The organism is Stenotrophomonas sp. YJH_SMC_122, assembly GCF_059369535.1.
In genome coordinates this window covers 41,772-55,332 of record NZ_JCAFST010000008.1, presented here as the reverse complement: position 1 = coordinate 55,332, position 13,561 = coordinate 41,772, and the positions used below count along the sequence as shown (strand labels likewise).

The 13,561-nt window shown below is 67.8% G+C and carries 12 protein-coding genes; 4 read left to right on the top strand and 8 right to left on the bottom strand.

Translation table 11 applies throughout. From position 1 onward, the window contains the following. Nucleotides 1-111: 111 nt before the first annotated feature. The 5 genes from AC5P66_RS12260 to AC5P66_RS12240 form a co-directional block, all read right to left on the bottom strand. Nucleotides 112-450: a hypothetical protein gene (locus AC5P66_RS12260; RefSeq protein WP_005410998.1), complete on the bottom strand. Its 339-nt coding sequence runs from the start codon at nt 448-450 to the stop codon at nt 112-114. A gap of 78 nt (nt 451-528) precedes the next feature. Then, the gene (locus tag AC5P66_RS12255; RefSeq protein WP_099495296.1) at nt 529-1,470 is read right to left on the bottom strand and encodes a DegV family protein; all 942 of its coding nucleotides are present in this window, start codon (nt 1,468-1,470) and stop codon (nt 529-531) included. A gap of 93 nt (nt 1,471-1,563) precedes the next feature. Next, nucleotides 1,564-2,196: a 2-hydroxychromene-2-carboxylate isomerase gene (locus AC5P66_RS12250; RefSeq protein WP_111097256.1), complete on the bottom strand. Its 633-nt coding sequence runs from the start codon at nt 2,194-2,196 to the stop codon at nt 1,564-1,566. A 25-nt stretch (nt 2,197-2,221) separates the two neighbouring features. Further along, the gene (locus tag AC5P66_RS12245; protein WP_227854277.1) at nt 2,222-3,484 is read right to left on the bottom strand and encodes an amidohydrolase family protein; all 1,263 of its coding nucleotides are present in this window, start codon (nt 3,482-3,484) and stop codon (nt 2,222-2,224) included. Beyond that, complete coding sequence (locus tag AC5P66_RS12240; RefSeq protein ID WP_495216388.1) at nt 3,484-4,893, bottom strand: amidohydrolase; 1,410 nt, start codon at nt 4,891-4,893, stop codon at nt 3,484-3,486. The genes AC5P66_RS12245 and AC5P66_RS12240 overlap by 1 nt, the downstream gene beginning before the upstream one ends. Nucleotides 4,894-5,138: 245 nt before the next feature. On the opposite strand from AC5P66_RS12240, the gene AC5P66_RS12235 reads away from it, so the two are divergent. From AC5P66_RS12235 to AC5P66_RS12225, 3 genes are all read left to right on the top strand, one after another. Then, nucleotides 5,139-8,732: an autotransporter domain-containing protein gene (locus AC5P66_RS12235; RefSeq protein WP_495216387.1), complete on the top strand. Its 3,594-nt coding sequence runs from the start codon at nt 5,139-5,141 to the stop codon at nt 8,730-8,732. A 125-nt stretch (nt 8,733-8,857) separates the two neighbouring features. Continuing rightward, nucleotides 8,858-9,634, top strand: coding sequence for an AMP nucleosidase (locus tag AC5P66_RS12230; protein ID WP_049415280.1), 777 nt, complete (start codon nt 8,858-8,860; stop codon nt 9,632-9,634). A 43-nt stretch (nt 9,635-9,677) separates the two neighbouring features. Next, on the top strand, nt 9,678-10,217 hold the full coding sequence (locus AC5P66_RS12225; protein ID WP_049415281.1) for a DUF924 family protein: 540 nt from the start codon (nt 9,678-9,680) through the stop codon (nt 10,215-10,217). A 120-nt stretch (nt 10,218-10,337) separates the two neighbouring features. Here the strand turns inward: AC5P66_RS12225 and grxD are convergent, their stop codons facing one another. Beyond that, the gene (gene grxD / locus AC5P66_RS12220; protein ID WP_032956577.1) at nt 10,338-11,264 is read right to left on the bottom strand and encodes a Grx4 family monothiol glutaredoxin; all 927 of its coding nucleotides are present in this window, start codon (nt 11,262-11,264) and stop codon (nt 10,338-10,340) included. Between the two features lie 59 nt (nt 11,265-11,323). Here grxD and AC5P66_RS12215 point away from each other — a divergent pair, with 59 nt between their 5' ends. Further along, nucleotides 11,324-12,103, top strand: coding sequence for a polysaccharide deacetylase family protein (locus tag AC5P66_RS12215; RefSeq protein ID WP_049415284.1), 780 nt, complete (start codon nt 11,324-11,326; stop codon nt 12,101-12,103). A 114-nt stretch (nt 12,104-12,217) separates the two neighbouring features. Here the strand turns inward: AC5P66_RS12215 and AC5P66_RS12210 are convergent, their stop codons facing one another. Both AC5P66_RS12210 and AC5P66_RS12205 read right to left on the bottom strand, forming a co-directional pair. Continuing rightward, nucleotides 12,218-12,937, bottom strand: coding sequence for a methyltransferase domain-containing protein (locus tag AC5P66_RS12210; RefSeq protein WP_099485821.1), 720 nt, complete (start codon nt 12,935-12,937; stop codon nt 12,218-12,220). A 4-nt stretch (nt 12,938-12,941) separates the two neighbouring features. Next, nucleotides 12,942-13,559: an SGNH/GDSL hydrolase family protein gene (locus tag AC5P66_RS12205; RefSeq protein WP_495216386.1), complete on the bottom strand. Its 618-nt coding sequence runs from the start codon at nt 13,557-13,559 to the stop codon at nt 12,942-12,944. Between the last annotated feature and the right edge of the window lie 2 nt (nt 13,560-13,561).

Genomic DNA, 13,561 nt, shown 5'->3' with positions numbered 1-13,561 from the left:
TTGTGCAAGCCCCAACCAAGGTTGGCGTCTACCCGAGCATGGTCATCCGCACCGGGTCGATCACGACACGGGCACGTTAGCGCCGCGCCGTGCCCGGCGGGGTAGAGGGCCTCAACGCACGTCGCGCAGTTCCCAATGGCTGCCGGCCAGCAGGCGCAGGCGCTGCTTGAACACGTCACTGTCGATGCGGGTGGTGGCGACCAGGTTGATGCGCAGGTCCTTCTGCTCGCCGGTCACGGTGGCCTCCGGATCGGTCACGCCCCACTGCGGTTCCACCGCATCCGGGTCGGGCTGCTTGGCCTTCCAGCGCTCGAACAGCGTGCCGCTGCGCAGGGCGTCCTGCAGCTCTTCGGCGAAACCGGCCGCGCCCTGCGAATGGAAGGACAGGTCAGGGTCGTTGCCGCGGGCCTTGGACGGATCGGGCAGGCTGATGTGGTACTGCGCAGGCATGGTGTTCTCCTTGAAGTGCGGCAAGACTGGCACAATCGCGGTGGAATCGATGTGCAGATTCGCGCCGCGTGGGGGGCATCACTCGAACCGATGTGGCCCATCGGCGAAACCCACGGTGACCGCACCCTTGCCGACATTGACCATGCCGGTCAGGCTCATCACCGATTCGTACACGGTCACGCCATGGCCGGCGCAGACCTCCTTCATCTGTGCATAGCCGGGCAGGCTGCGCAGCTCGTCGAGCTCACCGCCGTAGCTGACGCACACCGTCGGCGTCATCAGCCCGGCACGTACGCGCTGGCCGACCACCGCGAACAGCTTCTGCACGGCACTGTCGAAGCCCTTGATCTTGGCTACCGGCCCGGTCTGGCCACGGTAGCCGTGCAGCACCGGCTTGATGTCCAGCGCGCTGCCCAGGGCGGCGCTGAGCAGGCCGACGCTGCGGTCGCCCTTGTGTCGTGCACGCGCGCGCATGTAGTACAGGTCGCGGGTAATCATGTAGCCGTGCACGTTGCCGGCCAGTTCTTCCAGCCGTTCGCGGATCTGCTGCACGCTGGCACCAGTGTCACGCAGGCGAACCGCCTCCACTGCGGTCACGGCCTGCGCAGCGAACAGGTTCTGGGTGTCGAGCACGCGCAGCGCGAACGGCGAGTTGTAGCCCGCTGCCTGCCGCACTGGCTTGTAATCGTTGAGGATGGCGAAGCTGGCCTGCAGCGCGTTGTCGTGGATCGGGCTGCGGGTCTTGGTGATGGTCATGCAGAACACGTGGTCGTAATCGATCACCAGCTGCTGCAGGAACAGGTCGCGGATCTGGTTGACGCTGAAGGGGATGGTCTCCGCCTCGGCACCGTGCTCGGCCACATGCGCGTGCAGGAAACTCAGGGTGGCCTGCTCATCGCGATGATCGGCCAGCACGGCTTCGCCGATGCGGACGGTGATCGGCAGCAGCACGATGTTGTGCTCGGCGATGAAGTCCTGCGGCAGGTCGCAGGCCGAGTCGACGACGATTCCGATGCGCATCCGCGGCTCCCCCTCCAGGGCGGTTGTAGTTCGGAAACGTGAAATCTATCTCAAATTTTGGCGTGGCGCGCGAGGGAAACGCGTCACCCCTGTTCAGCGACTGCGCTGCACGGCCACCGGGAGTTCGGCCAGGCGCTGCCATTCGGGCTGCCGCAGCAGGTCGGGGTCGTCCAGCACTGCCGCCATCAACGGATGGGCGTCGTTGCCCCAGAACAGTTCGTCATCGATGGCCAGGGTCGGTACGCCGAACACGCCAGCGGCGATGGCGGCCTCGGTGTTGCGCCGCAGCTGTTCCTTGACTGCCGGGTCGGCGATGGCGCTGGCGACATCGTCGATACCGAGCCGGGCGGCCGGTTCGCGCAGGGCCTCGGCGCTATCGGCGGCATTGCCGTCGCGCCAGATCCAGTCGAACAGCACGTCCACCGCCTGCACGCTGGCACCGGCAGCCAGGCACAGGCGCAGCGCCGACAACGGGTTGAACGGGTGGCCCGGCGGGAACCGCAGCGGTGTGCCCTCGGCCTGGGCGGTCCACAGCAGCTGGCGGTACATGAAGCGGCGCTTGGCCGGAATCTCGGCCGGCCCGAGGTTGCCAAGGTGATGCAGCACGGCACCGAAAGCAATCGGCACCGTCTGGATCTGGGCAAACCGGGACAGCTGCTTCAACTTCTGCCAGTGCAGGTAGGAATAGGGCGAGACGAAGTCGAAGTACCAGCGCAGGGTGGCCATGCAGGTTTCCTTGGATAACTGGAGGTCAGGGCTGCGCGTTGCGCTGCAGGTAGCGGTCGCGCAGTTCGGTCTGGCGCGAGCGCATCGGCATCGCCCGGCCGCCCAGCCAGACCTGCTCGGCATAGTGCGCCACGTCCAGCGGGTCGCCCTCCCACAGCACCAGGTCGGCACGCTTGCCCGGCTCGATGCTGCCGATCTGGTCGGCCACGCCGAACGCCTGCGCCGGTACCCGGGTCAGGCCGGCCAGGCCGTCGGCCCAGGGCAGGCCATTGGCCACGGCATTGCCGGCCAGCTGGCGCATCTTGCGGGCGTTGTGCGAGGCGTCGCCACGCTGCAGGAACGAGACCGCCACGCCGGAACGTTGCAGGCGTGCCGCATTTTCCAGCGTGGCGCCGATCTGGTCGAAGCTGGCCGGCAGGTTGGACAACACATCGACGAACACCGGTACCTGTGCGGCGGCCAGCTCCGGCGCCAGCTGCCAGGCTTCGCTGCCACCGGCGATGGCGATCTTCACCTTTTCGCGGGCGGCCCAGCGCAGCAGCTGGCGAATGTCCGCCGCGCGGTCCACCTCCACCACGATGCGGCCGTGCCCGGCCAGGTAGCGGCTGAGCGTGCGGCGCCCGGCCGGCGTCAGCAGCGCGTGCGGTGAGTCCGCGGCAACCTGGCCACGCGCCTCGTCCACCATCTGCTGCAGCAGCATCCATTGCGCTGCACGCGACTGCCCGGTCAGCTCCACTGCGGCCGACCCCAGGCGCAGGAACAGCGCGCGCGGCCCGAGGGGATCGGCGCTGCCGTCCAGCCGCATCACGCCACCCTGGCCTGCAACGAAGCCGCCGCCGGTGGCCGCCCCCAGGGCGGTGAAGCCGATGCCGTCCAGGCGTGCCACCGGGATCAGCACCGAGGCCGGGTTGTACGCCAGGGTGACATCGAACTCGGGGCGCAACGGTTGTTCGCCGATCTTCAACGTGCTGTCGACCGTGCTCGCTTCACCGGAGACCTCTTCGATGCCGATCTCGGTGATGCCCCCGAACAGCGCCGGTGTCAGCGGGCGGCCATCGGCCTCGACCACGCTGGCCCCGGCCGGGGCGGACAGCCCGCTGCCGACTGCGCGGATGATCCCGCCCTGCACCAGCACATCGGCGTGCTTCAGGCTGCCGCGCGTGCTGGCGGTATGCACGGTCGCGTTGCGCACCAGCAGGTCCTGCGCCTGCGCGGATGCGGAGAGGCAGGCCAGCACCATGACCGTAGCGCCGAGCCATGCCCGGCGACGCTTGTTCAACGCGCCCATCAGTGCACCTCCTGGCCAAGCTGGAAGTCGGAACGTGGCGTGGCCGCAGGTGCGCTGCGGTCGTACAGGCGGCGGCCGTCGATGAAGACCTGCTCGGCCAGCGCGTACGAGCTGAAGGGGTTGCCGTTCCACACCACCACGTCGGCCATCTTGCCCGCCTCCAGAGTGCCGGTCTGGCGTTCGATGCCCAGCGCCTTGGCGGCGTTGGCAGTCATCCAGGTGATGGCGTGCTCGGGGGGGATCTCCGGCATGTGGGCGCGGCGCGCGGCGGCGATCACCTTGGCCGCTTCCTGGTTCAGGCGCTGGATGCCTTCGGGTGAATCGGAATGGACGATGGCGCAGCTGTTCTTCGGCCGGTCGACCAGCGCGATGTTCTCCGGAATACCGTCGAAGGCTTCCATTTTGAAGCCCCACCAATCGGCCCAGAGTGCACCGCAGACGCCGTCGGCGGCCAGCCGGTCGGCCAGCTTGTAGGCCTCCACGCCGTGGTGGAAGGCGGCCACCTTGAAGCCGAATTCCTTGGCCAGGTCGAGCATGGTGGCCATCTCGTCGGCGCGGTAGCAATGGATATGCACGCGGATGTCGCCCTCGATCGCACCGGCCAGCGTGTCCAGCTTGAGATCGCGCTTGCCGCCAGCATCACCGGCGCTGTCGCCCTTGTCGCTGCCGAACCAGCTCCTGCGCTTGGCCGGCTTCGGTTTGTTCTTGGCGATGTAGTCGGCGGCATCGATGAAGGCGGCGCGGTAACCGGCAACGTTGCCCATCCGCGTGGCCGGAGCGACGCCCTTGCCTCCGCCGTACACCCGCTTCGGGTTCTCGCCGCAGGCCATCTTCAGTCCCCACGGTGCGCCGGGAAACTTCATCGCCTGGTAGGTGATGGCGGGGACGTTCTTCAGGGTCACACCACGACCACCGACCAGGTTGGCCGAGCCCGGCAGCACCTGCATGCTGGTCACGCCGCCGGCCAGTGCGGTGGCGAAACCCGGGTCCTGCGGCCACACCGAGTGCTCGGCCCAGACGTTGGCGGTGACCGGCGCGGTCATCTCGTTGCCGTCGCTGTGCGCGCCGACGCCCGGGCTGGGGTACACGCCCAGGTGCGAGTGCACGTCGATCAGGCCGGGTGTGACCCACTTGCGCTGCGCATCGATGCGGGTGACACCGGCATCGGCCTGCAGCTGGCGGCCGACGGCAACGATGCGGCCCTCGCGCAGCAGCACGTCGGCGTTGTCCAGGCGCTGGCCGGTGCCGGTCAGCACGGTGGCGTTCTGGATCAGCACCGGTGCATCGGGGTGTGCCTGGTAGGTGCTGGGGTAGGGATCGGCGACGAAGCGCGAGGCGCCCACCGCCGGTGCCGTGCTCAATGAAACCAGCGCCAGTGCCACCCCGGTGCGCAACAACGTCGATGCCATGCAGTTCCCCTCGCCAGAAACATGAATCCACCGACGCTAGCCGGGGCCGGTGTGGCTTGCCAAGTGACCTTGGACAGGGGCGTGGGGGGTAGGAATTTTCTGATGGAGGATTTGTGAAGGAAATATTAACGTTGGATGAAGCAATGGGCTGATTACGTCTTGCGCTGACCTGTGTCACCAGCTTACGCACCTGCTCCAACGAGGGAGCCGGGCCCGTACCTCTCATGGAATCAAGGACGCAACCGATGACTGCTGCAAAGCTCCGCCGTTCGACCGTTTCGCGCCGTTCCTTCCTCCCCTCGCCGCTGGCGTCGGCCATTGTCGGTTCGTTGCTGGTGGCCACCGCACTGCCGGTACTGGCCCAGGACAGTGACGACGCCCTGGCCGGTTACCAGCTGCAGCGCAGCCTGCAGTCGGCGTTCGCCGCGCAAAGCGGGGTGAGCGCCTCCGCTCCCGCGATGATCGCTCCCTCGGTAGCGATTCCGGTGGCGGCGCTGGCTCCCAGCGCCGGTGCTTCCGCGGAGCCGGTCATGGGCAAGCCCGGCGACGCTGCGAGCTGGCGTACCAGTGAATTCGAACTCGACTGGGGCCTGGCTGCGATCAATGCCGACGTGGCCTATGCGCGCGGGCTGACCGGTGCGGGCATCCGCCTGGGCGTATTCGACAGTGGCACGGGTCTGGACCATCCGGAATTCGCCGGCAAGGACAACCGCAGCATCCGCATCGCCGATCTGATGGCTGACGGCACGCGCTGCACCAACACCACCGCAGTGCGTGGGCCGGCGGCCTGCTTCGCCAGTGATGGCGATGACGTCCAGATCAGCTATGTCGGGTACAACGCCAACGTGCCCGACAACATCCGCAGGATCATCGAGTCGGGCCCCTATGTGCAGCCGGGGATGCAGTTCGAGATCCATGGCACGCACGTTGCCGGCACCATCGCGGCGAACCGGGACGGAAGCGGCATGCACGGTGTGTCCTTCGGTTCGGACCTGACCGTTGGCCGGCTGTTCTCCGACAGCATCCGCGAGTGGCAGCGCACGGCGACCGGCTACTCGGTCGTGACGCTGGGCGCGATCGGCCCGAAAGTCAGCGCCTTCCAGGACCTCTATGCCCAGATGAACGCGCAGGGCGTGCGTGCCATCAACCATAGCTGGGGCCTGGTCACGGAACCGACGACAGCGACGGACATGGACGCGATCTACAACGACCCGGACGACCGCCAGTACCTGAACACCTTTGCCGACGGATCGCGTGCGCGCGGGATGATCCAGGTGTGGGCGGCCGGCAATACCAGTTCGGTCATTCCGACGCCTGCGCAGAGCCCCATCGCCGGCCTCTACGCCACGCTGCCGCGCGCATTCGCCGACATCGAGCCGTACTGGTTGAGCGTGGTCAACGTCGGTACCAATCTGACCCTGAGCAATCGCTCCAACAGGTGCGGCCTGAGTGCCAACTGGTGCCTTGCCGCACCGGGTTCGGACATCGTATCGACCGCCTATGGTGATGATTCCAGCCTGGCCGGCAGCGTCGGCATCGACGCCAACGGCAATGTCAGCCTGGACATCCAGCAGCGCGTGCCTACCTATGGCTATGCACTGCTGAGTGGAACGTCCATGGCCGCGCCCCACGTCACCGGCGCGCTGGGCCTGCTGTTTGAACGCTTCCCCTATCTGGACAGCGCTCAGGTGCGCGATGTGCTGCTGACCACGACCACGGATCTGGGCGCGCCCGGCATCGACGACGTCTACGGTTGGGGCCTGTTGAACCTGGCCAAGGCCATCGAGGGTTACGGTTCGCTGCGCGTGGACACCAACGTGGTGATGAACCAGCGTGCCGGTGGCCTGAAAGTGTGGGAAGGCGATGCCTGGGACAACTGGACCAACGACATCGGCGGCCCCGGCAAGCTGACCAAGAGCGGCATCGGCTGGCTGCGCTTGAGCGGCGACAACAGCTTCAACGGTGCGCTGGTGCGCGAGGGCGTGCTGGAACTGGATGGCGTCAATACGCTCACCGGAGCGGTGGACGTGGCCGGCGGCAGCTTCCTGCTCAATGGCACGTTGAAGAACACTGCGCTGAACAGTCAGGGGGGCGCCAGCCATATCAACGCACGCGGTGTGCTGGATGGCTCCGACCTGAACGTCGACGGTGGCGTGGTCATCTTCGACGGTGTGCAGCGCGGCGCCCATACCTCGGTTGCCGCGCAGGGGACGTTCGAATTGAACGGAAGGCTGGAAAACAGCGCGTGGACCAGCCTGGGCAACAGCCGTGTGAATGCAGGCGGGGTACTCGCAGGCTCCGACCTGACCGTCAACGGCGGCGTGCTGTCGTTCAACGGCACGCAGACCGGTGGTCACACCCTCGTTGGCCCGAACGGCACGCTGAAGGGCATCGGCCAGCTGGGCGATACCACCGTGGCCGGTATCGTTGCACCGGGCAACTCGATCGGCACGCTGACCATCAACGGCGACTATGTGCAGACCGCCACCGGTGTGTACCAGGCCGAGCTGGCCCCGGGCGGGCACAGTGACCAGTTGCGCGTCACCGGTACCGCCACCCTGGGCGGCACCCTGATCGCCCTGCCGGAGGCGGGCACCTATTACCTGGGTGAGCAGTTCAACTTCATCCGTGCCGACGGCGGAATCCGTGGCCAGTTCGCCACCACCGACTTCAGTGCGTTCTCGCCGTTCCTGAAATTCGGGCTGTCCTATGGCACCGGTGGCGCGCGCATTGAAGTTACCCGTGGCAATCCGCTCGCCAGTGCCGCCAGTACCGACAACCAGCGCGCGGTGGCCACTGTGGCCGACCGGCTGGCGGTCAACCAGGGCCTGCCGCGCCCACTGACCCTGCTGTTCCCTCAACAGGTAGGCGCTGCACTGGACGGCCTCAGCGGCGAGCTGCATGCGGCCACCGCGATGGCCCTGGTCGAGGGCAGCCGTTACGTGCGTGATGCCGCACTGACGCGCCGTGTCGGCGTACGCGCGCCGGGAGCAGACGGCGACGCCGCCACGGGGGTCTGGGTACAGGCCATCGGTGGCAGCACCACGCTGGACGGCAATGGCAATACCGCACGCACCGAAGCCAACAGCAGCGGCCTGCTGGTAGGCGTGGACCGCGAGATCAACGGCTGGCAGGTGGGCGTGCTGGCCGGTACCGGCCGTACCGATGCCAAGCAGCAGGAAGGACGCCGTGCGCGTGCCAAGGTCGACAATACGCACCTGGGGGCCTATGCCAGTCACGACTGGGGCGCCTTCGGCCTGCGTGGTGGCCTGGCCTGGAGCGAGCATGAGGTAAAGAGCACCCGCGAGCTGGCCTTCTCCGGTTACAGCGATACGCTGGCGGCACGCTATGACGGCCGCACCCGCCAGGCGTTCGTCGAGGCGAGCTATCGCTTCGGCGGCCGCGAGGCGGGGCTTGAGCCTTACCTGCAGCTCGCACGTGTGGAAGTGGACATGAAGCGCGTCAACGAACGCGGCGGTGCGGCTGCACTGCAGGGTGAGGTGGACGATCTGCGTACCACCGTGGCCACGGCTGGCCTGCGTTTTGACAAGGGCCTGAAGGCTTCGTTCCAGCAGGACAGCTGGCTGCACCTGCGCGGTGGCGTGGGGTACCGCCATGCCAGCGGGGATCACGACCCGGCGGCCCGCTTCGCCTTTGCCACCGGCAGCGACAGCTTCGTGGTCAGCGGTGCCCCGATGGCTGACAGGACGGTGGTGGCCGAACTGGGGCTGTCGGCATGGTTGACCGCACGCCAGCAGCTGGAGCTGGGCTATAGCGGCCAGTATGGCGACGAAAGCCGTGACCACAGTGCCAACCTGCGCTGGTCGGTGCGCTTCTAAGCCAGCGGTGACCGCAGGGAAACCAGGAGGGCGGCCGCAGGGCCGCCCTTCTTCGTTGCTGGACCAGGTGTGAGTCGGCCTGTGCACGCCTACAATGGCGGCCCCCACGCCGTACCGGACCGCCCATGAAGAGCAAGCAGGAAATCGTCGACAACTGGCTGCCGCGCTACACCGGCGTGCCGCTGGACCAGTTCGGCCAGCACATCCTGCTGACCAACTTCGGCGGCTACCTGCACACCTTTTCCGAGCTGACCGGTGCGCCCATCATCGGCCTTGACCGGCCGATGGCCAGCGCCACCATCGATGGCATCACCATGATCAACTTCGGCATGGGCAGCCCCAATGCCGCCATCATCATGGACCTGCTGTCGGCGGTGATGCCCAAGGCGGTGCTGTTCCTGGGCAAGTGCGGTGGCCTCAAGCGCAAGAACCAGCTGGGTGACCTGGTGCTGCCGATCGCGGCGATCCGCGGCGAGGGTACGTCGGGCGACTACCTGCCGCCGGAAGTGCCAGCCTTGCCGGCGTTTGCGCTGCAGCGTGCAGTCTCGACCATGATCCGCGACCTCGGCCACGACTACTGGACCGGTACCGTCTACACCACCAACCGCCGGGTCTGGGAGCACGACGAGGCCTTCAAGGAGCGGCTGCGGGCGATGCGCTGCATGGCCATCGACATGGAAACCGCCACCGTGTTCGCGGCCGGTTTCGCCAACCACATTCCCAGTGGCGCGCTGCTGCTGGTCTCGGACCAGCCGATGATCCCCGACGGGGTCAAGACCGAGGCCTCCGATGCCAAGGTCAGCTCCCAGTTCGTGGAAAACCATATCCAGATCGGTATCGAGGCGCTTAAGCTTATCCGGCGCAACGGCAAGTCGGTCCGCCACCTGCGCTTCGACGAATGATGATGATGGCCTGGCGCGGCGCGCCGGCCCTGGGGAGTAGGTGATGGACGTTGCCGCGCAAGTGGTGGAATTCTGGAAAGAGGCGGGCCCTGCGAAGTGGTTCGCCCGCGATGATGCGTTCGACGCGCAGTTCCGCCAGTTGTTCCTGGATGAGCATTTCGCCGCCGCTTCGCGCGGGCGTGAACACTGGCTGGGCAGTGCCGAGGGCGCACTGGCGCTGATGCTGCTGCTGGACCAGTTCCCGCGCAACTGCTTCCGCGGTACTGCCCATTCCTATGCCACCGATGGCCTGGCCCGGCACTACGCCATGCGCGCCATCGAGGAAGGCCTGGACCTGCAGCTGGTGCCGAAGCTGCGCGCCTTCATCTACCTGCCGTTCGAGCACTCCGAGGACCCGTTGGACCAGGACCGTTCGGTGGCGATGTTCGATGTGCTGGGCGACAAGGAATACCTGCAGTACGCCGAGCTGCACCGCGACATCATCCGCCGCTTCGGCCGTTTCCCGCACCGCAACGCCGTGCTGGGGCGCATTCCCTCGCCGGAGGAACTGGACTACCTGGCCGAAGGCGGATTCGCCGGCTGAGAAAAGGGGACGGAGGGGATTAAGTCGTTTGTGGCATAAACGACTTAATCCCCTCCGTCCCCTTTTCTCGGGGGTCAGATCCGCTTTCCGCAGGAAAGGGCTCTGACCCCGCGCCGTCAATCAGTACTTCGGCACGCCGTTGTCGACGTCTTCCGACCAGGCGTTGATGCCGCCGGTGACGTTGAACACCTTGGTGAAGCCCAGGGCGCGGAACTGCTCGGCGGCCTGCGCGCTGCGGCCACCGTGGTGGCACATGAAGGCCAGTGCGGTGTCCTTCGGCAGGGCTTCCAGCGCGGCACGGCCGTTGCCGTCGAAGGTCTTGAACGGCACGCCGACGGCGGCGATTTCACGTTCGTCGGCCGGGCGCACGTCGACCAGGGTGATGTTGCCGGCACGCACCAGGTCGTCGGCATCGCGCACGCTGATTTCCTGCACCGGCTTGGGCGCATTCGGGTTGTCGATGGCCAGGCCCTTGCCGCGGATGTCGTCCACCCAGTCGATGGTGATGCCGTTGGCGCGACGGGCGCTGGCCAGGTCGAACTGCACGCGCAGGCCGTTGGACTCGGCGGCGATGGCGCCTTCGTCGTGCGGGGCGAGCTGGAAGTTCGGCTGGAAACCGGCGTCGATGGACAGCTGCAGGGCCGCGCCCGGGGCATCGGCCAGCGCGCCCTTGAGCATTTCCACGGCCGCCGGGGTGACGGTGATGCTCGGCGGGGTACGGTCCGGCGCGGCCAGGCCCAGCACGCTGCTCAGCTCGCCGCTGGCGGCCATCTGCAGCACGATGTCGCTGCCGCCGACCAGTTCGCCGTCGATGTACAGCTGCGGGATGGTCGGCCAGTCGCCATAGGCCTTGATGCCTTCACGGATTTCCTGGTCGGCCAGCACGTTGACGTGGGCGAACTCGACGCCCAGGTCCTGCAGGGCGCCCACGGCCTTGGCCGAGAAACCGCACTGCGGCATCGACGGCTGGCCCTTCATGAACAGCACGACGCGGTTGGCGTTGAGGATGGATTCGATGCGCGAACGCAGGGCGGGATCGAGGGACATGGACGTCGGGGTTCCGGGAATTCGAACCATCGATTCTACCCCTCATGGCATCATGGGGGATGAGCAACGCAGGAACATTGCATCGCATCCCGACCCGGCCCTGGCGCTGGCTGCCCTGGCTGGTGGCGTCGCAGCTGCTGGTGATCCTGGTCTGGGCCCTGGCGGGCTGGCACTGGGGGCTGCCGCTGATGGTGGCCAGCCACGCACTGTTCATGGTGCCGGTGTTCCTGCCCAACAGCCGCTTCTATGCGCCGGTGCTGAGCCGGATGCCTGATCCCGGCAACAGCGTCTGGTTGACCATTGATGACGGTCCTGGCCCGGAAACCCGTGCCGTGCTCGATCTGCTGGACCGCCACCAGGCCCATGCCACCTTTTTCCTGGTGGGCGAGCGCGCGCTGGCGCAGCCGGAACTGGTGCAGGAGATCCTGCGCCGCGGCCACGACCTGGGCAACCACAGCCACAGCCATCCGCAGGCGCGCTTCTGGCGGCTGGGCCCGGCGGCGATGCGTGCCGAGATCGAGGGCTGCCAGCACGCGCTGCAGGCGGTAGGCGGTCGCCCGGTGCGCTGGTACCGCTCGGTGGTGGGCATGACCAATCCGTTCGTGGCGCCGGTGCTGCAGCGGCTGGGCCTGGTCCGGGTCGGCTGGAGCGCGCGCGGCTTCGACGGTATCGGTTGCACGGCGCAGGGGGTGCTCGACCGCCTGCTGCCGGATCTGCGCCCGGGGGCCATCGTGCTGCTGCATGAGGGGGCCGCCCACGGCCACAATCTGGTGATCATCGAGGGCGTGCTGCAGGCACTGGACGAGCGCGGGCTGAAAGCGCGGCTGCCGGCCCCATAACGCCGGCCCTGGTGATGTAGAGCAGCCGAGCATGGGCTCGGCTCTACAAGGGGCGCGCTACTGTAGCGCCCGAGCCGATGCTCGGGCAGTGCGCAGCACCGGAGGGGCCCGCCATCACAGCGCGGGGCGTTCGGCCACCAGCAACCAGCTGTTGAACGGCGTGCGCCCATGCAGGGGACGCGGCGCCGTCACCTGCAATCCGGCCTCGGCCAGTGTCGCTTGCAGCACGTGCGGGTCGGGGTAGTGGCGCGGCCGCGTGCCCATCCAGCCGACCAGCCAGGCCAGTCGGTCCGCCACCCGCGTGGTGCGGTCGCGACCATCGCCGGTGGCCAGCGGCGTGCGCAGCAGCAGGCGGCCGCCGGCGGCCACCCGCGCGCTGGCCGCACGCAGCAATGCCAGTTGTGGGCCCGCGTCCAGGTACTGCAGCACATCCAGCAACAGGACGTGTCCAGGCTGAGCCGGCAGTGGCGCCTGCACGTCCAGGCAGTCGAAGCGCACAGCGTGCAGGCCGGTGGCGGCACGCTGGGCACGGATGATCTTGCCGGCATCCACGTCCACGCCGAGGTAGGGGTGGGTGCCGCCGCGCTGGCGCAGCACATGGGCGAACAGGCCCAGCCCGCAGCCCAGGTCCAGCAGTGGTTGCCCGTCGTCGGGCAGATGCTGCAGCACGCCGTCATACAGCGGGTCGCTGCCGAGCTTGCCGCGGGCGTAGTAGTAGTCGCGACGGCTGCCCCAGGCCCGTGCCGGGCGGAACGCTTCGGCGATCGCGCGGGCCTGCGGGGCGGTCAGCGGTGTGCAGGGCAGGGGCGGGCCGTTCCGTGGCGTACCATCCATCGTGTCAGTCCGTTGCACCGAGCAGGTGTGCGGCGACCGGCAGCGCGCGCGCGCTCCACAGTGCGTACATCTGCGCCGACGGGTGCAGGCCGTCTTCGGCGATCATTGCCGGGTTGCCGCCCTGGTCACGGCTGATGTCGGTGATGTCGACGAAGACCACGCCCTGCTGGGCGCTGATCACCTCGGCAGCTGCGTTGAACTCGTCGGTCTCGATCTCGATGGTGGCCAGGTCGCGGCCGCTGCCGGCACCGAACGGCGTCGCGCCCCAGTCGGGGAAGGACAGCACCAGCACACGCCCGGGGCGGCCACCGGCAAAGCCGATCGCCCGCTGCAGCAGGGCCTGGAACTGTACGCGGTACTCGTCCAGCGGCCGGCCGCGGTACTGGTTGTTGACGCCGATCAGCAGGCTGACGAAATCGAACGGGCCCTGGGGTGCGGCTGCATCAATGCCGGCGTCCAGCTCGTCGGTGGTCCAGCCGGTGGTGGCGATGGTCTGTGGGTCGGCCAGCGCCACATCCTGCGCACGCAGGGCGGCGGCCAGCTGGTGCGGCCAGCGACCGTCGACGGCAACGGCTTCTCCGACGGTGTACGAGTCGCCCAGCGCCAGGTAGGACAGCGCCACCG